At 49.6% G+C, this 24,304-nt stretch carries 24 protein-coding genes; 8 read left to right on the top strand and 16 right to left on the bottom strand.

Translation table 11 applies throughout. The features are described 5' to 3' along the window. Positions 1–3: 3 nt before the first annotated feature. From KDN34_RS16430 to KDN34_RS16405, 6 genes are all read right to left on the bottom strand, one after another. On the bottom strand, positions 4–1,077 hold the full coding sequence (locus tag KDN34_RS16430) for an HlyD family secretion protein (protein ID WP_212594769.1): 1,074 nt from the start codon (positions 1,075–1,077) through the stop codon (positions 4–6). A gap of 302 nt (positions 1,078–1,379) precedes the next feature. Beyond that, positions 1,380–2,783: a nitrogen regulation protein NR(I) gene (glnG, locus tag KDN34_RS16425; protein WP_212594768.1), complete on the bottom strand. Its 1,404-nt coding sequence runs from the start codon at positions 2,781–2,783 to the stop codon at positions 1,380–1,382. Positions 2,784–2,805: 22 nt separating this feature from the next. After that, the gene (glnL, locus tag KDN34_RS16420; RefSeq protein ID WP_212594767.1) at positions 2,806–3,873 is read right to left on the bottom strand and encodes a nitrogen regulation protein NR(II); all 1,068 of its coding nucleotides are present in this window, start codon (positions 3,871–3,873) and stop codon (positions 2,806–2,808) included. A gap of 117 nt (positions 3,874–3,990) precedes the next feature. Next, the gene (locus tag KDN34_RS16415) at positions 3,991–4,542 is read right to left on the bottom strand and encodes a DUF4124 domain-containing protein (RefSeq protein ID WP_212594766.1); all 552 of its coding nucleotides are present in this window, start codon (positions 4,540–4,542) and stop codon (positions 3,991–3,993) included. Positions 4,543–4,633: 91 nt separating this feature from the next. Continuing rightward, a complete protein-coding gene (locus KDN34_RS16410; RefSeq protein ID WP_212594765.1) occupies positions 4,634–6,580 on the bottom strand; it encodes an FUSC family protein in 1,947 nt (648 codons plus the stop codon). Between the two features lie 92 nt (positions 6,581–6,672). Then, the gene (locus KDN34_RS16405; protein WP_212594764.1) at positions 6,673–6,924 is read right to left on the bottom strand and encodes an SDR family oxidoreductase; all 252 of its coding nucleotides are present in this window, start codon (positions 6,922–6,924) and stop codon (positions 6,673–6,675) included. Between the two features lie 9 nt (positions 6,925–6,933). Between KDN34_RS16405 and KDN34_RS16400 the strand changes: the two genes are divergently transcribed. Together KDN34_RS16400 and KDN34_RS16395 are read left to right on the top strand one after the other, a co-directional pair. After that, positions 6,934–7,125 (top strand): LysR substrate-binding domain-containing protein, encoded by a 192-nt coding sequence (locus KDN34_RS16400; protein ID WP_212594763.1) that lies wholly within the window; start codon positions 6,934–6,936, stop codon positions 7,123–7,125. A gap of 106 nt (positions 7,126–7,231) precedes the next feature. Next, positions 7,232–7,513, top strand: a complete 282-nt coding sequence (locus KDN34_RS16395; RefSeq protein WP_212594762.1) for a type 2 periplasmic-binding domain-containing protein — start codon at positions 7,232–7,234, stop codon at positions 7,511–7,513. 152 nt (positions 7,514–7,665) lie between these two features. Here KDN34_RS16395 and glnA read toward each other — a convergent pair whose 3' ends face one another. Continuing rightward, positions 7,666–9,075, bottom strand: coding sequence for a glutamate--ammonia ligase (glnA, locus tag KDN34_RS16390; protein ID WP_212594761.1), 1,410 nt, complete (start codon positions 9,073–9,075; stop codon positions 7,666–7,668). A 762-nt stretch (positions 9,076–9,837) separates the two neighbouring features. Here glnA and typA point away from each other — a divergent pair. After that, entirely contained in the window at positions 9,838–11,661 is a 1,824-nt protein-coding gene (gene typA / locus KDN34_RS16385) for a translational GTPase TypA (RefSeq protein WP_212594760.1), read from the top strand. Between the two features lie 219 nt (positions 11,662–11,880). Here the strand turns inward: typA and KDN34_RS16380 are convergent, their stop codons facing one another. Then, on the bottom strand, positions 11,881–13,119 hold the full coding sequence (locus KDN34_RS16380) for an RNA-guided endonuclease InsQ/TnpB family protein (RefSeq protein WP_228730374.1): 1,239 nt from the start codon (positions 13,117–13,119) through the stop codon (positions 11,881–11,883). Between the two features lie 144 nt (positions 13,120–13,263). Then, the gene (locus tag KDN34_RS16375) at positions 13,264–14,478 is read right to left on the bottom strand and encodes a 4Fe-4S binding protein (protein WP_212594759.1); all 1,215 of its coding nucleotides are present in this window, start codon (positions 14,476–14,478) and stop codon (positions 13,264–13,266) included. Between the two features lie 313 nt (positions 14,479–14,791). Here KDN34_RS16375 and KDN34_RS16370 point away from each other — a divergent pair, with 313 nt between their 5' ends. Then, on the top strand, positions 14,792–16,105 hold the full coding sequence (locus KDN34_RS16370; RefSeq protein WP_212594758.1) for a diguanylate cyclase: 1,314 nt from the start codon (positions 14,792–14,794) through the stop codon (positions 16,103–16,105). Between the two features lie 31 nt (positions 16,106–16,136). Here KDN34_RS16370 and KDN34_RS16365 read toward each other — a convergent pair whose 3' ends face one another. Together KDN34_RS16365 and KDN34_RS16360 are read right to left on the bottom strand one after the other, a co-directional pair. Continuing rightward, on the bottom strand, positions 16,137–16,781 hold the full coding sequence (locus KDN34_RS16365) for a DUF2959 domain-containing protein (RefSeq protein ID WP_212594757.1): 645 nt from the start codon (positions 16,779–16,781) through the stop codon (positions 16,137–16,139). A gap of 20 nt (positions 16,782–16,801) precedes the next feature. Further along, positions 16,802–17,020, bottom strand: a complete 219-nt coding sequence (locus tag KDN34_RS16360) for a hypothetical protein (RefSeq protein ID WP_212594756.1) — start codon at positions 17,018–17,020, stop codon at positions 16,802–16,804. 117 nt (positions 17,021–17,137) lie between these two features. On the opposite strand from KDN34_RS16360, the gene KDN34_RS16355 reads away from it, so the two are divergent. The 4 genes from KDN34_RS16355 to KDN34_RS16340 all read left to right on the top strand — a co-directional run bounded on the left by KDN34_RS16355 (position 17,138) and on the right by KDN34_RS16340 (position 20,149). Continuing rightward, complete coding sequence (locus tag KDN34_RS16355; RefSeq protein ID WP_275482892.1) at positions 17,138–18,034, top strand: virulence factor BrkB family protein; 897 nt, start codon at positions 17,138–17,140, stop codon at positions 18,032–18,034. Then, on the top strand, positions 18,021–18,965 hold the full coding sequence (locus KDN34_RS16350) for an alpha/beta fold hydrolase (protein ID WP_212594754.1): 945 nt from the start codon (positions 18,021–18,023) through the stop codon (positions 18,963–18,965). The genes KDN34_RS16355 and KDN34_RS16350 overlap by 14 nt, the downstream gene beginning before the upstream one ends. Further along, a complete protein-coding gene (gene dtd / locus KDN34_RS16345) occupies positions 18,962–19,399 on the top strand; it encodes a D-aminoacyl-tRNA deacylase (protein WP_212594753.1) in 438 nt (145 codons plus the stop codon). Before KDN34_RS16350 ends, dtd begins: the two co-directional genes overlap by 4 nt. 156 nt (positions 19,400–19,555) lie before the next feature. Beyond that, a complete protein-coding gene (locus tag KDN34_RS16340) occupies positions 19,556–20,149 on the top strand; it encodes an FMN-dependent NADH-azoreductase (RefSeq protein WP_212594752.1) in 594 nt (197 codons plus the stop codon). A 91-nt stretch (positions 20,150–20,240) separates the two neighbouring features. Here the strand turns inward: KDN34_RS16340 and KDN34_RS16335 are convergent, their stop codons facing one another. From KDN34_RS16335 to KDN34_RS16315, 5 genes are all read right to left on the bottom strand, one after another. Continuing rightward, positions 20,241–20,567, bottom strand: coding sequence for a rhodanese-like domain-containing protein (locus KDN34_RS16335; RefSeq protein WP_212594751.1), 327 nt, complete (start codon positions 20,565–20,567; stop codon positions 20,241–20,243). 85 nt (positions 20,568–20,652) lie between these two features. Beyond that, on the bottom strand, positions 20,653–21,894 hold the full coding sequence (locus KDN34_RS16330) for a beta-ketoacyl-ACP synthase (protein ID WP_212594750.1): 1,242 nt from the start codon (positions 21,892–21,894) through the stop codon (positions 20,653–20,655). Next, complete coding sequence (locus KDN34_RS16325) at positions 21,891–22,616, bottom strand: 3-ketoacyl-ACP reductase FabG2 (protein WP_212594749.1); 726 nt, start codon at positions 22,614–22,616, stop codon at positions 21,891–21,893. The genes KDN34_RS16330 and KDN34_RS16325 overlap by 4 nt, the downstream gene beginning before the upstream one ends. Next, a complete protein-coding gene (locus KDN34_RS16320) occupies positions 22,613–23,104 on the bottom strand; it encodes an ApeP family dehydratase (protein ID WP_212594748.1) in 492 nt (163 codons plus the stop codon). The genes KDN34_RS16325 and KDN34_RS16320 overlap by 4 nt, the downstream gene beginning before the upstream one ends. Then, positions 23,097–24,290, bottom strand: coding sequence for a beta-ketoacyl-[acyl-carrier-protein] synthase family protein (locus KDN34_RS16315; RefSeq protein WP_212594747.1), 1,194 nt, complete (start codon positions 24,288–24,290; stop codon positions 23,097–23,099). The genes KDN34_RS16320 and KDN34_RS16315 overlap by 8 nt, the downstream gene beginning before the upstream one ends. Positions 24,291–24,304 lie beyond the last annotated feature (14 nt).

Genomic DNA, 24,304 nt, shown 5'->3' with positions numbered 1-24,304 from the left:
CGCTTACCTGACCAGATTCTGTTGTAATCGAGAAGGCCAGGGTTGGTCTTCTGCAATACGCAGACAGGCTTCACCGGGTAAACCGGTTTTCACTTGCTTGATATGTTTGACCAGTAGTGCCGGCGCAATTTTAGCCCGAATCCGGAACATCAATTTTTCGCGTTCATTGTCAGTTTCAACTGTCTTAGGGGTAAATTGCGCAACATCGGCGATGAACGATATGTGTGCGGGGATGACATATGTTGGTGCCGCATCTAAAACCAGACGCGCTTCCGTACCAATTGCCAGCCGTCCGGCATAAGCTGTTGGCAAGAAAAACGTCATAAAGACATCGGTGACATCCACCAGATTGAGAATGCTGCCGCCAGCACCAATCACTTCTCCTGGCCGCGACACAATATACTGAATGCGGCCATTGACCGGTGCTTTAAGGTCACTGTCGTCAATGTCAACTTGGATGCGGGTGATTCCGGCTTGAGCAGCAGCCACTGAGGACTTGGCACTGTCGATTTGGGCATACGCTGTAGCAATCGCTGCTGCAGTTGCTGCCACCTGAGCCGTCGCTGCATTTAACGCCGCTTTAGCGCTATCAACCGCCGCGTTAGCATCATCAACAGATTGTGCTGAAGTGTGACCTGATGTGGCTAACTGAATAATTCTTTTGCTTCTTTTCTCCGCCAGGGTGAGTTCTGTTTGTCGCAGGTTTACAACCGCTAACGCTGACTTTCTTTCACTTTCACGTAAGGCCAACTGGCTTTCTGCAGTGACAACGGATTCTGCTGCTTGTTTTAACAGGGCTTCTGCCTGTAATCGCTCCGCTTGAAGTGCCTTCGTGTCCATTTGTGCGAGCACTTGTCCCGCCACCACAAATTGACCCTCGTTAACTAAAATGGTGGCTAATCTCCCGGGGCTTTTTGCGGATACATCGATCTCTACGGCTTCGATTCTGCCATTGCGGCAGATAACCGTCTCATCCGTGGCGGCTTGTTTAAAGTAAAACCACACTGCAGCAGTCAATATTAGCGACAGTAAGACGGTAAGTAACCCAAGCCATTTACGTTGGCGGAGAAGGTCCATAACCCTTTCCCTAGTCCGATAGGATCACCCAGTGGAAATGAACAACTGCACTCGTTTAAACCTTAGATAATGTGGTGCGGTTTTGCCATTTCATGGCGTTAGTTTCACATTAAATATCAACTTGAATTATCCGCCCGCGGAGGTTCTTAAGTGGTGTTATGCCACCCTGGTATTGGTGGCAGGATGCTGCGGAAGAAACTGCTTAGAAATAAAGGGATGAGGAGGGGACTTCGCCAAAGACGCTGATGCGGTGATCTGATAGCGGCTACATGTGCCAGCATGACAGATCACCATCATCGTTGCTAATCCATCGAAAGCTCTTTCAATTTTCGTGTCAGGGTATTGCGACCCCAGCCGAGACGTTTGGCGGCTTCCTGTTTGTGTCCCTGCGTGTGCTCTAGCGCGGTTTCCAACAAAATCCGCTCAAACGCCGGTTGGATTTCGGTCAGAAGATCATTTTCACCTTGTGATAAGCGCTGATCCAGCCATAAACGTAAGGCTGTTTGCCAATCGTGTGAATTGCTGGAACCACTGGTTTGCGTCACTGGTTCTTTAAAAAGTTCATGGGGTAAATCCTGTGGCAGGATCTCTTGCCCAGATGCCATAACGGTGAGCCAGCGGCAGGTATTCTCCAGTTGTCTAACGTTACCTGGCCACGGAAGTTGTTGCAGTTTCGCCGAGGTTTCTTTGGTGAGAATTTTGGCTTCAACCCCAATCTCTTTGGCCGCTTGTGCCAGGAAATGCCGCGCCAGTTGCGGAATATCTTCGCGTCGCTGCGATAGTGGTGGCAGATGAATACGAATAACGTTCAGACGGTGGAATAAGTCTTCACGGAACTGGCCTTTTTGCACCAGAGATTCTAGATCCTGATGGGTTGCGGCAATGATACGTACATCTACGCGGACTGGGGAATGCCCGCCCACGCGGTAGAATTGTCCGTCAGCCAATACCCGCAGCAGTCGGGTTTGCACATCCAGCGGCATATCGCCGATTTCATCAAGAAATAAGGTGCCACCATTTGCCTGTTCAAAGCGCCCCTGGCGTACGTTAGCCGCACCGGTAAACGCCCCTTTTTCATGGCCGAATAGTTCAGACTCAATCAATTCTTTGGGAATAGCCGCCATGTTCAGTGCAATAAAAGATTGATCGCGGCGCGGACTGTGTTTGTGCAGTGCCCCGGCAACCAGCTCCTTACCGGTTCCGGATTGGCCGTTGATGAGGACGCTGATAGATGAACGAGACAAACGGCCAATCGCCCGGAACACCTCCTGCATGGCCGGTGCTTCGCCGATGATTTCAGGCGTATTGAGTTGGGATTCAACCGGCACCGGAGAATGCTCAGTGGCATGCGTTATCGCTCTCTCCACCAGCGTAATGGCTTCGTCAATATCGAACGGCTTTGGCAGATATTCAAACGCACCGGCCTGATAGGCGCTGACGGCGCTATCCAGGTCGGAATGTGCGGTCATGATGATGACTGGAATATGCGGATAGTGCACATTAATGCGTTCCAGCAATGTCAGGCCGTCAGTCCCCGGCATGCGAATATCAGAGACAATGACGCGAGGCTGTGAAATCTGCAATGCATCCCACAGTGATTCGGCGGCAGCAAAGCTGGCGCAACTAATTTTGGCACCACGCAGTGCACGCTCCAGTACCCAACGGATGGAGCTATCATCATCGAGGATCCATACTTGTTCGCTCATATTGCTCCCTGTTTTGCAGATCTTATAAGTTGTCCTGATCCAAATTAATTGGCAGGGTCAGGCTGAATTCTGTGTGGCCAGGTGCTGAATTACAGTCGATACGGCCACCATGTAAACGGGCAATGTTATGGGCAATCGATAGCCCCAGGCCATTGCCATCCTTACGTCCTGTCACCATGGGATAGAACAGCGTATCGACAAGCTCCGGCTTAATCCCTGGGCCGTTATCAATAATCGACAGTATCAGCGCCAGTTTATGACGCTGGGTGCCGATGGTGACCTGATGCGCGGTGCGGGTACGGATCATAATATCCCCCGCCTTTTGCTGCTCCAGCGCCTGAATGGCATTTTGTACGATGTTGAGGATGGCCTGTTGCAGCTGATCCTCATCCATCGGCAGATCTGGAATGGAGGGGTCGTAATCCTGGCGCAAACGGATATTCGGTGGCAGCGTGACACTCACCAGATTCAGCACCTTCTGAATCACCATATGAATATTTAACACCCGGTGCTGCGAAGGTTTCTGAGGTCCTAGCAGCCGATCCACCAAGCTACGCAAGCGATCTGCCTGCTCAATAATTAAAGTTGTAAACTCTCGCAGATGCTCATCGCTGAGTTCTCTGGACAGTAACTGGGCAGCCCCACGCAGTCCCCCTAAGGGATTTTTGATTTCATGGGCCAGATTGCGCACCAAAAACTGGGCAGCCTGTTGCTGTGCATCCAATGTCAGTTGTTGATGAATACGCCGTTGCTGGTCGACTTGCCTTAGCTCCAGCAGGCTGAATGCCGTCTGCTCAGTATCATGCTCAATCGGTACCAATGTCAGATCAACCGTATGGTGTTGCCCATCCAAGGTCACTAATTGGATGGTATTCACCGTCAATCCTTGCGCTGCGACTACTGCACCTTTAAGGACCTTGGCGTCAATGGCCAACGTATGGAGCCAGTCGACCAGCGGTTGCTCTTTCAGTTTATGACTGGAGACTCCCAGCAATTGCTCCGCAGCAGCATTGGCATACGCAGGGCGCAGTTCGCCGTCGATAACCAAAACTGCAGTCACCAGATGATTTAGCAGTAGATTTGTGTCCATCGGCATTATTCCAGATTGATTGCACCATTATAGTGCGCCATTCTGGTGCAAGCCGCAAGATAGTGCCGACAATCTACATAAACAGAACAATATAGCTAACTATATGATACAACATAGTTATCCATTGACCCGTTTAGCACTCGGCGCCGGAATTGCGGGTTTAATTAGCCCAGCTTGGTGCAGAAAAATGGTTATTTCTGAGCTGGATGCAAGGACTTTGCCGTTTTGCTGTTCGACCTTTAGTTGAAGCTTATGTTCGCCGCGATCGATATTTTTGAGTTGAAACACTGGGCTCGCCTGGGCATCGCTGGTGGCTACCCCATCAATAAAGAGTTGCAGATAATGGCCTGATGCCAGCTCAGGCTGCACGTTACCGGTCACGGTGAAGTCTCCGGCATTATCCCGGATAGTTGCTTCATGGTGCGGCGATACAATGCTGACCTGATATAGCGCTTTTTGTTCGGCAGCGGTGGTTGGCTCTTCGTTGCTGATGGCGTTGACTGGTGTCATCGTGACTTGGTTGCCGGTGTTATCCGGCAACTTCACTTGCTGCGCGTTAGCATGTGGCTGATCACTAAAATGGATATTACCGTCCTTGTCTATCCATTTATAGACAGTAGCCTGAGCTGTCACTGACAGCAGGCAGAGTAACATCAGCAAGACGCGCATAACCTGTTCCTTTCGTTGGTTATTATCTGTTAAGACTAGCGTGTTGCGGCGTCATTGCCCAGCGAAATCATATCCGCAACGTGTATCGCAATCAGTGATGCTCGATGGTTGACGACAACTGAAATGGTCGTTGCCAATATAACCAGGCATAAAGTTGCGACAAATCCTGCGCTAGCCACAGATGCACATCATCACTGGTCAGTAATGGTTGTTCAATCACACACCATTGCGGTTTGTAACGGCTGCGGAATAATGGCAACCATGATTGCAGTTGGTTACATGCCTGCTGCAGCTGCGGATGTTGCCCCTGTCTGGCGAGCACTACCAGCGTGCAGTGCAACGTCAGGCCCAGCCACAGGAAACTCTGCCAATCTTGCAGTTCTCTGGCGGAGTTATTGGGTTCAAGCTTCATATAACTGATCTCAAGACTCAATTGCCTTAATGCCGCATGTGCTTGCCAACGTAATGCCAGATCCGGTTTACCCTCGGCAATGCTTTGCAACCAGCGCTGTTCCAGTTCGATGAAGTGGCACACATAATTGTCAAGCCAGCGCTTGGTCCAGCTTGGAATGAACAGATACATCGCCAGCACTGCCAGAATCACACCGGTCAACGTATCCAGCGCCCGATAAAAGGCAATATAGGGTTCGGCTGGCAGCAGCAAGGTGATGGCAAAAATCATCATCACGGTTATCCAAAACACATGAATTTCGTAGCGAGCCTTGTAGTAGGTGGCAAAGGCAAGAAACAGCGTGATACAGGTGGCCGGTTCCAGCCAGGCACCAGTGCCGAAATACCAGACCATCGCCAGTGCTAATATCGACCCCAGGATTGTGCCATAGGCTCGCCCCCAGATCCGTAACTGCAATTGTCCCAGGGGCGCTGTCATCATTACGATAAATGCTGTCAGTGTCACCCAATACCCCTGTTGAAATGGCAATAACGCCACCACTAACTGGCAACACATTAAGGTGAACAGAATGCGTAAGCCATGGTGCCATTCACGCGAACCTTTTTGCAGTGCTTTGCGCCATTGGCTGCGGATACTGTCGGCATCTGATGGCCAGATAAGTTTAAGCAGGGCGCGCCAGTTTTCTGATAACGGATCATTGGCGAGTATCGCTGCGGTAATCTGCTGTTCAATAGCGGTGAGCGTCGGATGTTGGCCGTTGCCTTGTGGTAAATCAGGTAATGGCGCCCCCTGTTCCACTATTGCGTTGAAATTAATGGCAAAGTCTGTGATATAGCATTGCAGCGCATCGGCGTTGGCTTCAGAGCTTTCCTGTTGCCGAATTCGACCAATTTCTTCCATCGCTTCAATCAGTTGCATCCGTGAACGCAGACCTTTAGCAATCTTTAACACTGCACTGTTATCAGGCATTTCCTGTAACCAGTGCGCCAGCACGGCGATGGCTTCATCCAGTTGCTCACGTAACGCCAGACGTTTACCTACGTTGGCAGCATCGGAATAGCCCAAAATAGTGCACCAATTTACAAATTGTGTAGAGACTTTGGCGAGGAGTTGCTCTCCTTGGCGAATGGATAGCCAGGGGCCTGCGATTACTGCGCTGAGCATGGCACTCCAGCTGCCAAAAGCACTGGAAAGCAACACCATTACCCAAGGGGTGTCACTTTCCAGCAGATGCATGGCGCAAATCAACGAGAATCCGGCATTGTAGGTGAGTAGCTGAATGTATTTTCGTTGATTGGAGCTAAGTCCATACAACAGACCAATCAGCATTAACACGGCGATACCGAGCAGCGGTTCAATCAGGCTCAGTAATGCTAGCGCGCTGCTGATACAACATAATAATGCCGACAGACTCAGTAATATGGTGCGTTTGGGGTAAGCAAGGTTTCGTCCTTGCACGCCAACCAACCAAGCACAAATCAAGGCGTTAACGCCGCTGGCGGTATCGCCAACGGCAGAAAATAAAAGTAAGCCTGCCATCATTGGCAGGCCAATACGTAACCCTTCTGGCAAATCTGAACGATCAGGTAGCCAGTGCAGCGTAAGCTTTAATAACTTGGAAAACATCGGGATTGGCAATGGATAGTTAAACTAACGCTTATTTTAATCGATTCCCGCTATAGATTTCAGCGGCTAGCAGCAGATATTTCTGCGATTGCTCAAATAAACATACCGCCAAAGGCTTCAATACGTTGCGGCATGATCCATGCCGCACTGTCTGACGGCAATAATGCAGTGGCCGCATCGATACCTGCAGGTAATCCTGCGCGCCCCAACGCGGTTTGCAAAGCGACATAGCGATTCATTTCCGGGTTATCGCGCACCGCGCCAACACTAAAGTCCGTTTCAATCGCGCCGGGAGCCAACACCTTCACGCGGATTTTTCTCGGTCCCAGTCTCTGTTCGCTCAATACCGCGAATTGGAGGAGCTGCTTTGGCGACGAGAAAGCGAATTAAGTGGTCGCATTCGTGTCGACATGTCGCAAGGTTTTGCCAGACAGCTGCTATTCCCGGCATTACAGCACTTTATGGAACAGCATCCTCAGCTGACGCTGGAAATCGGCAGTACTGACCGCAAAGTGGATATTGTCGTGAAGGCTTGGATGCGGTGATGCGGGTCGGCAAATTGGAGCAGGATGGCATAGTGGCTAAAAAACTTGGCTATTTGCAACGCTATGGCACACCCCTACGCTGAAGGCGTTAGCACGGCACCTGTTGGTGCAGTATGTCACGCTGTTTGGTAATCCGGGAGGCCTTGAATATCTGGAAGGTGAAACGTTAAAGATATTGCCGATGCCGACACGGCTCTTTGTCAATAACCGTGATGCTGATGTCGCTGCTTGTCGAGGCCACTTAGAAATCATTCAGTCGCCGTTACTCGGTCTCAATCACGGGGGAATTGACGCAGATATTACCGGATATAACGGTGCCGAGTATGCCCATATATCTGTTATACCCATATCGTCGTCATCTGGCGCAACGGTTAAGGTTGCTCAGTGACTGGCTGATACAACTGCTCTCAGAACGGGAAGGGATAGTGTTGAACGGATAACCGTTAGATGGCATCTAAAATAAGTGCCCCGGGATAGACCCGGGGCTTTATTTTTATACTCCGATGGCTTGACTCATCGGGTTGATTGCAAAGCAATAGCTTACAGGCTGTAGTACAGTTCGAACTCAAGTGGGTGAACTGTGCGGTTGATTTTCTCAGCTTCTGCAGTTTTCAGTGCGATGTATGAATCGATGAAGTCATTAGAGAATACGCCGCCTTTAGTCAAGAACTCACGGTCAGCATCCAGTGCTGCCAGCGCAATATCCAGAGACTCAGCAACTTGTGGGATTGCTGCAGCTTCTTCAGCTGGCAGATCATACAAGTCTTTGTCCATGGCATCGCCAGGGTGGATCTTGTTCTGGATACCGTCCAGACCAGCCATCATCAATGCAGAGAACGCCAGATATGGGTTAGCCATTGGATCTGGGAAGCGAGTCTCAATACGACGAGCTTTTGGTGATGGAACTACCGGAATACGGATTGAAGCACTACGGTTACGTGCTGAGTAAGCCAGCATTACTGGAGCTTCGAAGTGAGGAACCAGACGTTTGTAAGAGTTGGTGCTTGGGTTGGTGAAGGCGTTCAGCGCGCGAGCGTGCTTAATGATACCACCGATGTAGTACAAACAGGTTTCAGACAGACCCGCATACTTGTCACCCGCAAACAGGTTCACACCGTCTTTAGACAGTGACTGGTGAACGTGCATACCTGAACCGTTATCGCCCATGATAGGTTTAGGCATAAAGGTCGCAGTTTTGCCGTAAGCATGCGCCATGTTGTGCACAACATACTTCAGGGTCAGAATTTCGTCTGCTTTAGCCGTCAGAGTGTTAAATCGGGTAGCAATCTCGTTCTGGCCAGCAGTGGCCACTTCGTGGTGGTGAGCTTCAACCACTTGACCCATCTCTTCCAATACCAGACAGGTCGCACTGCGCCAATCCTGTGATGAATCCACTGGTGGCACTGGGAAGTAACCGCCTTTAACGGTAGGACGGTGGCCTGTGTTGCCATCTTCGTATTCGTTAGCAGAACTCCAAGCAGCTTCTTTTGCACCAACTTTGTAGAAGTTGCCTGACATGTCAGAGCCGAAGCGTACATCGTCAAATACAAAGAATTCTGGTTCTGGGCCAATCAGCACTGTGTCAGCAATACCAGTAGACTTCAGATACTCTTCTGCTTTCTTAGCGATAGAACGTGGGTCACGCTCATAGCCTTGCATAGTGGCTGGTTCGAGGATGTCACAACGGATGATTGCGGTGGTTTCTTCGAAGAAAGGATCCAGCACGAAAGTGTTTACGTCTGGCATCAGCACCATGTCTGATTCGTTGATGCCTTTCCAACCTGCAATTGAAGAGCCGTCAAACATTTTACCGTCTTCAAAAAAGTCGGCATCTACCTGGTGTGCAGGCACAGATACGTGTTGTTCTTTACCTTTGGTATCGCAAAAACGCAGATCAACAAATTTTACTTCCAACTCTTGGAGTTGTTTCAGTACCGATTCAACTGACATTCTAAAGCCTCCGGATAGGGTATAGATTCGGCCCTTTGTTTACTTGGTGTAAGTTTAACGACTGGCGTATCTTCAATTTTAAGGCTTTTGAGCAGCCAAAATCGTGCCAGCTTTTTAACACGCTGAAATCAAAGGGCATGTTCGAATATTGGGCGAATAATACAGTCGGTAACGCACAATAGTGGTGCGGAAACGCTATTTTTTGGTGCAATCCATGCTCTAAAATGCTGTTTTAGAGATGTTGAATTTTACGTAAAGCTGGCCACTTATACTGTTATTTCCCTCGGCTAGATTAGAGCGCAATGACCGGTAAATCAACCGTTATCGCACTGTTGTAAAAATCTTAAAATTTCACGGTCGCGCTGTCTAAATCAATGTTTTTATGGATGGTGCCAGCTGACTCTGTGGCTGTATTCGACGACTCAAAAGTGTGATTTCGTTGAGATAAAATAGTGTGTCATGGCTGGCAGAAATCACACGATTAAACATCGTTCAAAATCTGTCCATAAAACCTGTGATCAAGTTAACATTGCCCCAAGTTGGTGATGTGAGTGCTCCGTAAAAAGCGTCGAATCGTTTTACCTCAGTTGACCCACGGCATTGTCTGACTGCGACAACGTGAGGCAATTGTATAAATTAATATCAATGACACCTTGCTCAGTGTATAATCGCCGCCTTTTCGCAAGAATTAACGCGTCCGGCGGTGACAAATTCTGCCGCTGGCATGCAGTCCCCGATGCAAACATAGGCTTCACAAGTAAAATGTCGAGTTCACTCAATAAATTAAGAAACATCGCGATTATCGCGCATGTTGACCATGGCAAGACCACTCTGGTGGACAAGCTGCTGTCTCAATCAGGTACATTAGCCTCCCGCGGTGAAGCGGTTGAGCGTGTGATGGACTCAAACGATCTGGAAAAGGAACGTGGTATCACCATTTTGGCGAAGAATACCGCGATTCGCTGGCAGGACTATCGTATCAACATCGTTGATACCCCCGGGCACGCTGACTTCGGTGGTGAAGTAGAACGCGTGTTGTCGATGGTAGACTCAGTATTGCTGCTGGTCGACGCCGTAGATGGCCCGATGCCTCAGACTCGCTTTGTGACAAAGAAGGCATTTGCACAGGGATTGAAACCCATTGTGGTTATCAACAAAATCGACCGCCCAGGGGCGCGCCCTGATTGGGTTATTGACCAGGTGTTCGACTTGTTTGTGAACTTAGGTGCGACCGATGAGCAATTGGACTTCCCAATTGTTTATACCTCTGCACTGAACGGTTACGCATCTCTGGATCCAGAAACTCATAGCGATGACATGACCCCTTTATTCCAGACCATCATCGACAAAGTATCACCTCCTGATGCAGACGATGAAGGCCCATTCCAGATGCAGATCTCTCAGCTGGATTACAGCTCATACGTTGGGGTTATTGGTGTTGGTCGCATCAAACGCGGTAGCGTTAAAACCAACCAGCAGGTGACTGTGATTGGTGCGGATGGCAAAACCCGTAATGGTAAGGTCGGTCAAGTATTAGGTTATCTTGGTCTGGATCGTAACGAAGTTGCTGAAGCGGATGCTGGTGACATCGTAGCGATTACCGGTTTGGGCGAGCTGAAGATTTCTGACACTGTGTGCGCCACTAATAATGTGGAAGCATTACCAGCGTTGAGTGTTGACGAACCCACCATGACCATGACTTTCCAGGTAAACACTTCACCGTTTGCTGGTAAAGAAGGTAAGTTCATCACTTCTCGTAATATTCTTGAACGTCTGCAGACTGAACTGGTGCATAACGTAGCGCTGCGCGTAGAAGAAACTGACAGCCCGGATCGTTTCAAGGTCTCTGGTCGCGGTGAACTCCACCTGTCTATCCTGATCGAAAACATGCGTCGTGAAGGTTATGAGTTAGCTGTTTCTCGTCCAGAAGTGATCCTTAAAGAGATCGATGGCGTAAAATGCGAGCCTTATGAACAGCTGACCGTGGACGTAGAAGAGCAGCATCAAGGTGCCGTGATTGAAAAGCTGGGTATCCGTAAAGCAGATATGAAGGATATGCAGCCAGACGGTAAAGGTCGCGTGCGTATCGACTTTATGATCCCTAGCCGTGGGTTGATTGGTTTCCAGACTGACTTCATGACTTCTACTTCTGGTACTGGTCTGCTGTATCATTCATTTGATCACTACGGTCCATATAAGGAAGGGGATATCGGCCAGCGTGCTAACGGGGTATTGATCTCCAACGCTACCGGTAAAGCGCTAACTTACTCTCTGTTCTATCTGCAGGAACGTGGTCGTCTGTTTATTGGCCATGCTGCAGAAATTTATGAAGGCCAGATTGTGGGTATCCATAGTCGTTCTAACGACCTGACAGTGAACTGTCTGAAAGGCAAGCAGCTGACCAACATTCGTGCATCAGGTACTGACGAAGCTCAGACCCTGACACCACCGATTGTAATGACGCTGGAGCAGGCACTGGAATTTATCGACGATGATGAATTAGTGGAAGTGACGCCTAAGAGCATTCGTTTGCGTAAGAAGTATCTGACCGAGATGGATCGCAAACGCGCCTATCGTCAGAGCTAATGGCAATCTGTTTTTTAAGACCCCGGTTTTCCGGGGTTTTTTATTGCCGTAACCCCCACGATGTTTGGCTTGCTAAAAGTTTCAAAAGATTCATAAGTGGCCTAAAACTGACTTCTCCCCGCCCTATCGGGCTAGGGTTCTTATATTGCTATGAGAACATTTCTAGTTCATCACGCTTTCACTAGACTGGATTGCTCCAATCCCCGTTCCAGTCGCTCCCTAGACTAACCCCGCCAGTCCGACGGTTCTTATATTCATAGCCGCATTAATATCGCGATCTTGGAGTGTTTTGCACTCTGGACAAGTCCAGTTACGGATATTTAACGGCATTGATTCATGTACAAATCCACAACTACTACAACGCTTTGAGCTAGGGAAGAAGCGATCTATTTCTGCGATAGTCCTTCCCGCCCATTCCGCTTTGTATTTGAGTTGGCGAATGAACTCACCCCAACTCGCATCAGCGATATGTTTAGCTAGTTTTGGATTGCGGATCATGTTCTTCACCGCTAACGACTCAACACAAATCACTTGGTTTTCGTTGATTAATTTGCGAGACAACTTGTGCAAGTTATCTAATCGACTATCGGCTATTTTGGCATGTAGACGGGCTACTTTTTGACGTATCTTGTCGCGGTTCTTGCTGCCTTTCTTTTTCTTGACGAGCTTGCGCTGTAGGTAGGCCAGTTTGTTTTCGTAGCGTTTAGTGTGGCGTGGATTGTCGATTTTGATGCCATCATCAGTGATGAACAGGTTATTTAAACCTAAGTCAATGCCCACTGTTTTTGCAGTGACAGGCATTGGTTTAGATTCAAATTCACAAAGCATCGACACAAAGTAGCGTCCTGCCCTGTCTTTTGAAATGGTGATTGAGCTAGGTTCGCTTGATAGGTTACGCGACCATCGAACGTTTAGCGGCTCTTTTGATTTAGCAATGAAGAGTTGACCGTCGTTATAGTGAAAAGCGGCCTTGGTTAATCTTATCGATTGCCTGTCATGCTTTGATTTGAAACGTGGGTACTTAGTACGCTTATCCCAAAAGTTTTTAAACGCCTCTTGTTGATCGCGTAGGCATTGCTGAAATATCACGCTGGACACTTCTTTAAGCCACTCAAACTCAGCTTTTAAAGGCACTAAACGCTTTTCTAGTACGGAGTGAGCAATAGATTCACCTCGCTCATAATAAGCGTCTGTACGGTGCTTAAGCGTGTTATTCCAGACAAAACGAGCACAGCCAAACGACTTTGCCAGTAGTTCGGTTTGTTGTTCGGTTGGATAGAATCTTTCTTTGTATGCTCGCTTCATACAATGCAATTTACAGAAAATATTCAATTCTGTAAATACCGCTTCGCGGTATGCGCTTGTATCCCCGCCCGAATTGGGCGAGGCTTTACGCGCTAAAACGGTAAGGACTAAGTCACTTAGCTTCCTGAATATGGCTGGTGTGATATCGAGCAATATTTCAGCTTTGAAACAGCGCGTTGCAATTTTCTGCCCTATTTTGTGCTGTTACTGACTTAACCAAGATAGTTTGGGAAGTGGATCTCTACACTTTGTTACACCTAATCCTGCAATCTCCACTTCCCTCAGCCAAGATAGCATTTAGTGTCCGATATGATCAGCAACTTGCAATAGCTGCATCCGAATCGCATCCGGTATCTGACTGTCCCAATAGCCGAAGAGCCAAGCCACTAATGGCAGGAAGAACATAATCGCCAGCACCCCAATCATCAGACTGCGTGCCGATAACATATGGTTGCCGGGCAGACCAAAACCGAGCGCTGCCTTTTTCGGACAAGCAGCAACACAGCGCATACAGGCTTGGCATTCATCACTGCGCACCGTGGTTTTGGTATGAACAATGATATTGGCCGGACAGGCGCGTGTGCACTTGTCACATTTCATGCCTTTATCAATCAAGCACTCTTGCTGGTTACGGCGAATTTTCAGCGGACTGAAGAAACTCAGTATCCCCAGAATGGCACCATAAGGGCATAAGTAGCGACAAAATCCCTGACGACGCCATGACGCAATCATCAGGATCAACGCAAAACAACACAGTGTGACCAGTCCGGGCGTCAGGAAAAACAGTGCCATCTTGAGGTCGGCGATACGGTGGTAATTGCCTTGCAAATAACCCGGAATCCCCATTGCTGGCATGCCTACAACCAGATAGATAAAACCAGCCAACAGCAGATATTTCAGCATCCGCAACGGCCAGTCCAGCCATCTAGGTGGCATCAGCTCTTCTTTGATAACACGTTTGCGCAGTTTATACAGGTATTCCCCTGCGAGCCCAATGGGACAGGCCCAACCACAGAAGGCACGTTTGCACAGCAACCCTGTCAGTAACACGATGCCTAACATAACCGCTGCGGCAGGGTGGTTCTGATCCCATAATCCCAACGAGACGATACCTTTTACTTCAATAGCGCCGGCAATCGGAAGAAAAGCATCCACCACGTTAGGACGGGCAACCCAAGGGTCGGCTATGCCAGCTTTTAGCATCAGGCTATTCACCGTATATTGGATGGCGACAATCAATAGTGACAGGACAATTAAGTTCTGACAGCCTGCCCGTAAGTCATTGATACGCAAATCACCTTTGGCAAAGGCAGGTTTACGCCATTGGAGTAGGGCTAAACCGGCAATTGCAATTGCAGTACCGACCAATAATGTCAGGCTGGCACTTATCACTAAGGCTAATAACAAGGAAATGGTGGCGGCGATAGCGCCAAAGCGTTTACCAGCCCACCACAACTGAGTGGCACCGTATAATAATGCCAACATCAAGGTAAGGGATTCGGTAATAGTCATGTGATGTTCCACATCAAATAGTTTGTGTGTATTGTGAAAGCCGAAGTCTGAAATAGTTGTATTTCACTTGCGTGAATTGTGCGCCAGATCCAACAAACACCCTGGGCTTGCCAAAATTCGTGTGGTTGCTCACACAGATGTATAGTCCAGAGAACGCTAAAATTAAGTATCTAATATCTGGCCATAATCCAGTTAGACAATGGTATTTCGCTATTCCAGTTGATATTGAATCATGTAAAAATAATGTAAAATTTTAGGGTGTGTGCTGATGCGGAGTGATGGGCGATTCAAGAGCCGAGTGGTTTGGGGTCTAGTGGCCCTGCTCTACTTTGCAGCCACCTATGAGATAGTGGAATATCTCCAGCATAGTTACAGCCGAGATATTGCAGATGACCGCGCCGATGATCTGTCACGACAACTCGCATTGGTACGATATCGTCTGGAAGCATCAGTCACGTCAGAGATCTTTGAGGCCAATGCACTAGCGGCCTATATTGCCGTCAGTCCGCAATCTTCAGCCCATCAATGGTTACCATTAGCTGAAAATATCCGGCGCAAGGCTCACCATATTCGCAATATTGGGGTGGCTCCGAATGATGTCATCAGTTTTGTTTATCCACGGCAAGGCAATGAGAAAGCCTTAGGACTGGACTTTCGCCTGCATCCGGAGCAATGGCGCACCGTAGAAATCGCCAAAAATAACGGCAAGATTTTTGTCGCTGGCCCATTAACCCTGGTGCAGGGCGGGGAAGCGATCATCGCCCGCATCCCTATTTTCTCTGACCCTCCGAACAATAAAAACTATTGGGGAGTGTTCAGTGTTGCACTCGACTGGAACCGGTTATTGCACGATGCCGGTAGCGATTCGTTTCCTGATGATGTAGAACTGGCGATACGGGGTGTGGACGGTCAGGGTGAACTAGGCGCAGTATTCTATGGTGATCCTCAGGTATTTACGCAGCCACTGCGTACCGAAACCGTGAACTTGGTGAGCGGCACCTGGCAATTAGCCATTAAAGAGATCGCGCATGACTCGTTAGAAATCTGGTTCAAAAGCAATCTGGTACGGTTGTTGGGTTACACCTTGTCGGTGGTTCTGTTTATTAGCGTTATCTTGTTGCTGAACACCTATCGTAATGCTCACCGCTATTCGTACGAAGATGTGTTAACCAAAATTGGTAACCGTCGCCGCGCTATGCAGATGCTGCAAAAGCTCCACAAACATGGTAGTCACTTTTGTATTTTCAACATAGATCTGAATAATTTCAAACAGATAAATGATAATTTCGGACATGTGGCCGGTGACGCGCTGCTGGTGGAGATTGCGCGACGGTTAGAGAGTGTCTTGCGTGGCAGTGATCTGGTTGCCCGTATCGGCGGTGATGAATTTTTAGTGATCCTGCCGCGTATTTCGGCGATTGAGAACATTCAGGCGGTACAGGATAAGATTCATGCCGAAGTTTGCGCGCCGACGTTTGTTTGGCACGGCATTACCTTACCGATACAGCTAAGTATGGGATATGCCTGTTTTCCGGAAGCTGCACAGACAATTGAAGATCTGTTGCACAACGCTGACCGAGCCATGTATGCCGATAAACAGCGGTGCCGTGAACAAGAGGTGGGATAACATCCACCCCTCGATTCACTGTGTGGTTAAGTTAAGGTTCCATGTGAGCGATGAATTTATTGGATTCATCAATCGAACGGTTCATCTCTTTAATCAGTGACGAAATATCAGTTTGCAAACTGGTGAATTCGCCTTTAACTGACGCGATGGTTTGCGCATTGAGATTGTGCTTCAAGTACAACATGTTGTCTTTCATGGCGGTGAGTACCGGTGCCATTTTGCTTTCTGCCCGGCGCATGCTTTTCAGCATCTGTTGGTACGAGCGCTGTGTCTGATTTAATTTGCTTTGGCTTTTCTGTCGCAGGCTGGATTTACTGATTTCACCAATTTCTTGCTGCCATTCATCAAAGAGCGCTTCAGCAACACTTTCAACTTTATCAATCCTGTCGCTCACCCGTTCAGCCGCAGACTGTGCGGATTCATATTCATCTTTCGCGTTGTTATACGCTTGTTCCAGATCGCCGCCATCATGGTGCAGTAATGCCTGCATCTCCTCGAGCGCAGAGCTGAACTGCTTTTGCGCATCCTGTTGTGACTCCTGCGCATCTTTGACGCGATCGACCATAATGTCGCGCTTGTGATAGCCAATTTTTTCCATAGCCCCATAGTAGGCCGATTGGCAACCGCCCAGCATTAACGCCAGACACATCAGCGTCGAGCTCACTAATATTTTCATTGGATTATCCTTTCCATCCTTCATGCACGGTATCTGGCTGCATCCACAATGCTCCAGAGATGGGCAATAGCACCAATAATGGGGGGCACGACCAGCCACCATAAGGCATATCCGACAACGGTTATGACAAAAAATAGCAGTGCCGCCAGAATACGACCTTGGATCAGCTGTCCTAACCCCGGGAAAAAGACATTTACCAGCGCTGCGATGACATTGCCGGTAGATCCTTGTTGTGACATTCGATATCTCCTTGGTTTCCGGCAAAAATTGCAGGGCGCTTTTTCTGTCGGGATTTTGTAATCTGTTTGTTATTGTACGAAGATATTGGCATAAGTCATCCAACAATCATGATTACTGTGAATTCTCAGTTCAGTCTGCAACGTGCAGGCGCCATCACTCATAGCATCTGGTGCTACATCAAGCATGTAAAAAGCCGGGTATTGAATGATCAGATTAATATCCGTGCGGGTCATTTGGCCTACGTTACTCTGCTGTCGCTGGTGCCGATGGTGGCCGTGACCATGTCAATGTTATCGGCCTTTCCTGTGTTTAAAGGGGTTCGCAAAGAGATCGAGAATTTTATTTATCAGAATTTTCTGCCTGCAGCTGGTGATACGGTACAGGTGTATATCAACCAATTTGTCGGTAACGCCTCTAAAGGCACCGCCATTGGTATTGCGGCATTAATGGTCGTGGCAATTATGCTGATCTCGGCGATTGATAAAGCACTCAACTATATCTGGGGGAATCGTACAAAGCGGCCGTTGGTGCTGTCGTTTTCTATGTACTGGATGATCCTGACGCTAGGGCCAATTCTTATCAGTGCTAGCCTGGCAGCCACTTCCTATGTGGTATCGCTCAAGATCTTTAATGAAGCCGATACCTATGGGGTGGGGGCTTTTTTCGTCGCGCGCTTACCCTTTCTCTTTTCGGTGGCGACCTTTTTGCTGCTGTATACCGTGGTGCCTAATCAGAAGGTGCACTTGCTACATGCGTTATTGGGCGCTGTGGTTGCGGCACTGCTATTTGAAGCGGGCAAGAAAGGTTTTGCATTTTACGTGACACATTTCCCGACCTATGAAGCCATTTATGGTGCCCTGGCAACCATTCCGATTCTGTTTTTGTGGGTGTATCTGTCCTGGATGATCGTGCTGCTGGGGGCCGAAATTACCGCATCTTTGCCCGAATATCTGGATGAGCTACAGCAGGTGGCTGACGCTGAGTGTGATAGGTCATCAAATGAGCAGGATTGAGCCGTTATCCCGGCAGTGGCTGGATGTCGGCGATGGGCATCTATTACATCTGGTAGAGTACGGCAAGCCGCAGGGGATCCCGTTATTGTTTTTACATGGCGGCCCTGGCGCTGGATGCCATATCAGCGATTTGGAGTTGTTTGATCTCCAGCGGTTTCGCGTACTGTTGTTAGATCAACGCGGTGCCGGTAAGTCACAGCCGTCAGGCAGACTGGTACATAACGATGTGTTGAGTCTGCTGACAGATATTGAACGGTTAAGGCAATGGCTAGGGCTGGAGCGCTGGTGTCTCGCCGGGGGATCATTTGGGGCGACGCTAGGGTTGATATACTCTGGTTTGTGTCCGCAACGGGTGCTCGGGCAATGTTATTGGGGCATATTTGTGCCATCGGCGGCGGGTCGCAGTTGGCTTTATGGCAGTCAGGGAGCCGCAAAGCGGTTTCCGGTTGATTACCGCGGTTGGCGGGATGCGGTATCAGCAAACGATGAGGATACGTTGTTACAGGCATTTGCGCAGGCACTGCAACGCAGTGAACTCAAGACGGTGGCGGCGTGGTGCCATTGGGAACGAACGCTGGCGCATCCCTGGACCCTGTTGCCGACTGAATATTCTCTGGCCGACCGAAGCTGCGCATTAATTGAAAATCACTTTGCCCGTCATCATTACTTTGATGCTTACGTCTTGTTAAAAGCCACCATGGATAGCTGGCCGACCCACACCTGGTTGTTGCAAGGTGAGCAGGATTGGGTATGTCCGCCATTTCTGTTAAAGCAAATGCTGGCCGAGCAAACGCAGCCCACCGCATTGCAGCTCGTGGCTGGTGGACACCATTCCTTGATGGAACCACGGATGCAGCAGGCGGTAATTGCAGCGGTTCGGGAAATGGCTGACAATGTCGCGCAATTAGCCAATACAGGAGTGATAGCGTGATAGCGCTTATTCAGCGAGTCCGTGAAGCCAGTGTCACAGTAGAACAGCAAGTGACGGGCAGTATCGGCAGTGGGTTACTGGTTTTACTTGGTGTCGAGCATCAGGATGATGAAGCTACTGTGGCGAAATTAGCCCACAAAGTGATGCACTATCGGGTGTTCAGTGATGAGCAGGGCAAGATGAACCTCAACGTCTCGCAAGTCGGTGGCAGTTTGTTAGTGGTGTCGCAGTTTACCTTGGCCGCTGATACTAGTCGCGGCTTACGCCCTAGCTTTTCAAGTGCCGCAGTTCCCGCCAGAGCCGATGAACTCTACCAAGCTTTTATCGATTATTGCCGCAATGCGGGCATGACAGTGGCGACTGGCAGATTTGCCGCCGATATGCAGGTGGCGCTGATCAATGATGGCCCAGTGACTTTCAGTCTCAAAGTCTGAGTCTTCATGAGCCGCGGTTAACGTATTAACCGTTCTAAAAAATAGCAAGTAATCTCAAATTTTATCCGCTTTTTATTCAATTTATCCGTGTATAGACTGGCGCTATTAATTTAGGGAAAGCCCCTGAATAGTTATCCAAATATAGCGGAGTGAATTATGAGCAAGGTTTTAGTATTGAAGTCCAGCATTCTCGGTGGTTATTCACAGTCAAGTCTGCTACTGGACTATTTGGCTGCTTCATGGAAAGAAAAAGGCGCGGCTATCCAGGTGCGCGATCTGGCCGCAGAGCAACTGCCGGTACTGGATGGTGAGTTGGCGGGTGGCCTGCGTGGCGGGGATAATCTGAATGCCCGTCAACAAGAAGTGTTAGCGCTGTCTGACAAACTGGTTAAAGAAATTAAGGACAACGATACTCTGGTGATCGCTGCGCCTATGTATAACTTTACTGTGCCGGTGCAGCTGAAAACCTGGATTGACCTGGTTGCCCGTGCTGGCGTGACTTTCCGTTATACTGCGACTGGTGCTGAAGGTTTGCTGACAGGTAAACGTGCGGTTATTGTGACTACCCGTGGTGGCATTCATAAGGGTTCTGCTGTGGATTACGTAGTACCGTTCCTGAAAACGTTCCTTGGCTTTATCGGTATTACTAATGTTGACGTGGTGTATGCTGAAGCACTGAATATGGGCGATGAAGCTCATGATAAAGGTATTGCTGAAGCGAAAGCTGCTATCGATCAACTGTCAGTGTAATGCTTAAGAGGTAACCTGCTGTTTAACTAAAACTGCAGTGACACCCATTACGGACATTAAAACAAGCCCCGGGATCCCGGGGCTTGTTTTTTCAAGCAGTAGGTTGGTTATACAGCAGATCCTGTAACGAGCCACCATTGACGGCACAGTCAAAACCATTCGCACGTAAGATGTCGCAGCCCATCTGTGCCCGGATGCCAGCGGCGCAATACAACACTAATGGCCGCTGTTTGTTAGGCTGTTGCTTAATCCAGCTGTCGAGTTGGTTGAGGGGGACATTGGTCGCCTGTGGCAGATGAGCTTGTGCAAATTCATCAGGGGAGCGGACATCCAACACTTGTGCGCCGTGCTTGATCAATTCCCAACAGCTATTACTGCCCACGGCACCGGACCAACGAGAAAGTGCTGACTGCGACATAGAAATTCCCTTAACCATTAGATTCAGATTAATAAGATTAATCTAATGGTCTGGGGAGTACAAGCGGTATAAACAATCGTCAACGCTAACTCGATGATTCTGACCAGCGGCGGAAAATCAGCGATGTGTTAATGCCACCAAAAGCAAAGTTATTACTCATCACTATATCCGTCTGCAACGCGCGTCCATTATCGCGGATGTAATCCAGCGCCGCGCAGTCATCGGCTGGATGTTCAAGGTTTAACGTGGGCGCAAACCAGCCATCGCGCATCATCATAATGCTCCACCAGGCTTCCAGTGCCCCACATGCGCCGAGAGTGTGGCCGGTATAACTCTTTAACGACGATATGGGTACTTGGCTGCCAAAGACAGCATAGGTGGCCTGACTTTCGGCGGCATCACCGCGATCCGTGGCAGTGCCGTGGGCATTTACATAGCCAATTTGCTGCGGTGTTACTCCGGCATCTTCCAAGGCTAAACGAATCGCACCTTCCATCGTGATTGCATTCGGCTGGGTGATATGCGCGCCATCGGCATTGGTCCCAAACCCGATGACTTCAGCATATATCCGGGCCCCACGCGCCTGGGCATGTTGTAACTCTTCTAGTACCAAGGTCCCGGCTCCTTCGCCGATCACCAAGCCATCGCGGTCGCGATCGAACGGTCTTGGCGTCAGTTGTGGGGTATCGTTGCGGGTGCTGGTGGCAAATAGCGTATCGAACACCACGGCTTCGCTGGCGCAGAGTTCTTCGGCACCGCCGGCCAGCATCAACACCTGGCGACCATATTTAATCGCTTCATAAGCATAACCTATGCCTTGGCTACCAGAGGTGCAGGCACTGCTGGTGGTAATGGTACGGCCCTGCAAACCGAAAAATACTCCCACGTTGACAGCGGTGGTGTGGCCCATCATGCGGATATAGCTGGTTGCATCAATACCACTCATATCACCGTGTTTGAGCATGTCACCAAAGCCGATGATAGCGGTTGGGCTTCCGGCAGATGAGCCATACGCAATACCCATGGCCCCGGAGCTGATGACAGGATCGTCCAGTAACTCTGCATCAGCTAACGCCAGTTCACTGGCGCGGGTCGCCATCAGGGATACCCGTCCCATTGAGCGAATTTTTTTGCGGGAATAGTGTGCTGGCACTGCAAAATCGTTGACCGGCGCCGCTAGGCGGGTATTCAGACCTTGAAATCGATCCCAGTCATCCATGCGCTGCACGGCATTATGCCCACTCTGCAGCCGCGTTTTAATCGTCGGCCAGTCCTGCCCCAGCGATGAAATGCCGGCCATGCCGGTGATGACAACGCGTTTACTCATAACATGCCACCATTGACTGAAATGACCTGGCGGGTGATATAGGCCGCTTCATCTGACATTAGAAAGTTCGCCAGCCCGGCAATCTCTTCCGGTTTGCCCATGCGGCGCAGCGGTACCAGTTGTTGCACCAGTTCGTCACCGAGATTGTCCACCATTTCGGTGTCGATGATGCCGGGAGCGATACAGTTGACGGTGATTTTGCGCTTGGCGACTTCCAGTGCCAGCGCTTTGGTGGCACCAATTATTCCAGCCTTGGAGGCGCTGTAATTCACTTGTCCACGATTGCCTGCCAAACCGGAAACGGAGGATAGGGTAATGATACGACCACCGTTACGGGCTTGGATCATCGGCATCAGCAGTGGCTGGAGCACGTTATAAAAGCCGTTGAGATTGGTATGGATAACACCATCCCATTCCGCTTCGGTCATCGCAGGGAAAGCGGTATCGCGGGCGATTCCGGCGTTGAGTATCGCGCCATAATAGGCACCGTGATTGGTAATATCGGTTTCTATAGCGCTGCGGCAGGCCGCTCTGTCAGCCACATCAAACTGTAATTGGCTTACCTGTACTCCAATTTCAGTTAATGCTTGCGCAGTAGCGTTGGCCGCCTGTTGGTTACTGTGAAAATGCAGCGCTATATCGTAGCCAGATTGTGCCAGACGTAAAGCCATCGCTTTACCAATACCGCGACTGGCACCTGTCACTAAAATTCGCTTACTCATGTAGGATCTCCCACAGATACTTCGGCACCGCCTGCTACATAGGCCGCGGTGTCCCGGGGTTGGAATACATTCACATTGGCACTGGCGATGGTCTCGCCCTGATGCAATATTTCACAATCAAAAACGGCCAGACCGCTATCTTCCTGATAAAGCCGTCGTACTGCCGTCTGATATTGTTTGCCAGGCCAAAATCCGGCGCAATGCAGTTGTAACTTGCGACTCCCGAGCAGAAATCCTACCCGTATCGGTTCACCGCAACGTTCGGCTTCAACTCCGGCTAGTGCGGCAATACTTTGTGCCATATATTCAATGCCCACGTAATTGGGTACCCGTCTGAGGACTGGATCAAAAAACGGACTGTGTTCACTGATACTGACACTGGTCAGCAGATAGTTGTCACCATGCTGTTCAATGTGATCGATCAGGATCATCGGTGGCCTGTGGGCCAGAAAATCGGCAATATTCCGCTGCCGTAAATGTTCACTCATGCAGGTTTCCGCGACTCAAAATCAGGCTGGCATTACTGCCGCCAAAAGCAAAAGAGTTACTCATAAGGTGTTGTAGTCGAGCTGAATCCCCCTTTTTCACCAGTGGCAATGGCAATAACTTTTCATCAATTTCCCCATCCCATCGGTGCGGTGGCAGTAACTGTGCACTATTGTAGTGGGACAGTAACAGCCAACAAAAAGCGGTTTCAATGGCACCTGCAGCTCCCAAAGTATGACCGACCAGCGGTTTTGTAGAGCTACAAGGTGGAATCGCATCAGCCCCAAAAACACTGTTCATCGCCAGCGCCTCCATGGCGTCATTTTTTGCTGTGGCAGTACCATGCAGATTCACATAATCGATATCTGCCGCAGTTAACCCTGCCTGGCTCAGTGCCGCCTGCATCGCCGCGATAGCACCGCGCCCTTGCGGGTGTGGTGCGGAAATATGATAGGCGTCGGATGATTCGCCGCAGCCACCCAATAGAATTTCCCCGTCACCACGTTCCAAGGTAAATACTGCCGCGCCCTCACCAATATTAATGCCGTGGCGGTTACGACTGCAGGGATTGCAGCGCGAATTGTCGATGGACTCTAGGGCGTCAAACCCGTTGAGTGTCAGTTGGCTGAGACTATCAACGCCGCCGACGAGCACCAGATCACAAAGGCCACTGAGTAATAATCGCCGACCACTAGCAAACACCTTGGCGCTGGAGGAACAAGCGGTGGATACCGTGTAAGCCGGACCTTGCAAATCAAGGAGTTGTTGCAGAAACTCAGCGGGGCTGCCTAACTCCTGCTGTTCGTAATGATAATCCTTCGGAAACCGCCCGTGCTGCTGGTAGTAAGCCAACGCCTGCTCCCCATTTGCAATGCCAGAGGTACTGGTGCCGAGCACTATACCGATGCGATCCGCACCATAATGCTTGACTGCCGCAGCAATTACATCTCGCAGCGGTTGCACCGCTTGTAACAGCAGTGCGTTGTTTCTGCAAGAAAACTTTGCCAAGGCAGGCGGTAATGATGGCAACGGCATTGCTACTTCACCAACAATCGCCGGGCGATCAAATAACCAGCCTTCGCGACTCACCATTGCTGAAGTATCGCCAGTCACTAACGCTTGCAGTATTGTGCTGGGGTCATGGCCGAGTGGCGTACAAAATCCAGCGTGTCTGATGGTTATTGGCATCTTATTCCTGCGCT

Origin of the sequence: Shewanella yunxiaonensis (assembly GCF_018223345.1) — a bacterium.
Taxonomy (GTDB): domain Bacteria; phylum Pseudomonadota; class Gammaproteobacteria; order Enterobacterales; family Shewanellaceae; genus Shewanella; species Shewanella yunxiaonensis.
Note: the sequence above shows the minus strand (reverse complement) of the source record. Positions and strands in the feature narration are given on the sequence as shown.

Coding starts and splice junctions, on each gene's coding strand:
- KDN34_RS16430 (WP_212594769.1), bottom strand. CDS start 1,077: ATGGACCTTCTCCGCCAACGTAAATGGCTTGGGTTACTTACCGTCTTA.
- glnG (WP_212594768.1), bottom strand. CDS start 2,783: ATGAGCGAACAAGTATGGATCCTCGATGATGATAGCTCCATCCGTTGG.
- glnL (WP_212594767.1), bottom strand. CDS start 3,873: ATGGACACAAATCTACTGCTAAATCATCTGGTGACTGCAGTTTTGGTT.
- KDN34_RS16415 (WP_212594766.1), bottom strand. CDS start 4,542: ATGCGCGTCTTGCTGATGTTACTCTGCCTGCTGTCAGTGACAGCTCAG.
- KDN34_RS16410 (WP_212594765.1), bottom strand. CDS start 6,580: ATGTTTTCCAAGTTATTAAAGCTTACGCTGCACTGGCTACCTGATCGT.
- glnA (WP_212594761.1), bottom strand. CDS start 9,075: ATGTCAGTTGAATCGGTACTGAAACAACTCCAAGAGTTGGAAGTAAAA.
- typA (WP_212594760.1), top strand. CDS start 9,838: ATGTCGAGTTCACTCAATAAATTAAGAAACATCGCGATTATCGCGCAT.
- KDN34_RS16375 (WP_212594759.1), bottom strand. CDS start 14,478: ATGACTATTACCGAATCCCTTACCTTGATGTTGGCATTATTATACGGT.
- KDN34_RS16365 (WP_212594757.1), bottom strand. CDS start 16,781: ATGAAAATATTAGTGAGCTCGACGCTGATGTGTCTGGCGTTAATGCTG.
- KDN34_RS16360 (WP_212594756.1), bottom strand. CDS start 17,020: ATGTCACAACAAGGATCTACCGGCAATGTCATCGCAGCGCTGGTAAAT.
- KDN34_RS16350 (WP_212594754.1), top strand. CDS start 18,021: ATGAGCAGGATTGAGCCGTTATCCCGGCAGTGGCTGGATGTCGGCGAT.
- KDN34_RS16340 (WP_212594752.1), top strand. CDS start 19,556: ATGAGCAAGGTTTTAGTATTGAAGTCCAGCATTCTCGGTGGTTATTCA.
- KDN34_RS16335 (WP_212594751.1), bottom strand. CDS start 20,567: ATGTCGCAGTCAGCACTTTCTCGTTGGTCCGGTGCCGTGGGCAGTAAT.
- KDN34_RS16330 (WP_212594750.1), bottom strand. CDS start 21,894: ATGAGTAAACGCGTTGTCATCACCGGCATGGCCGGCATTTCATCGCTG.
- KDN34_RS16325 (WP_212594749.1), bottom strand. CDS start 22,616: ATGAGTAAGCGAATTTTAGTGACAGGTGCCAGTCGCGGTATTGGTAAA.
- KDN34_RS16320 (WP_212594748.1), bottom strand. CDS start 23,104: ATGAGTGAACATTTACGGCAGCGGAATATTGCCGATTTTCTGGCCCAC.
- KDN34_RS16315 (WP_212594747.1), bottom strand. CDS start 24,290: ATGCCAATAACCATCAGACACGCTGGATTTTGTACGCCACTCGGCCAT.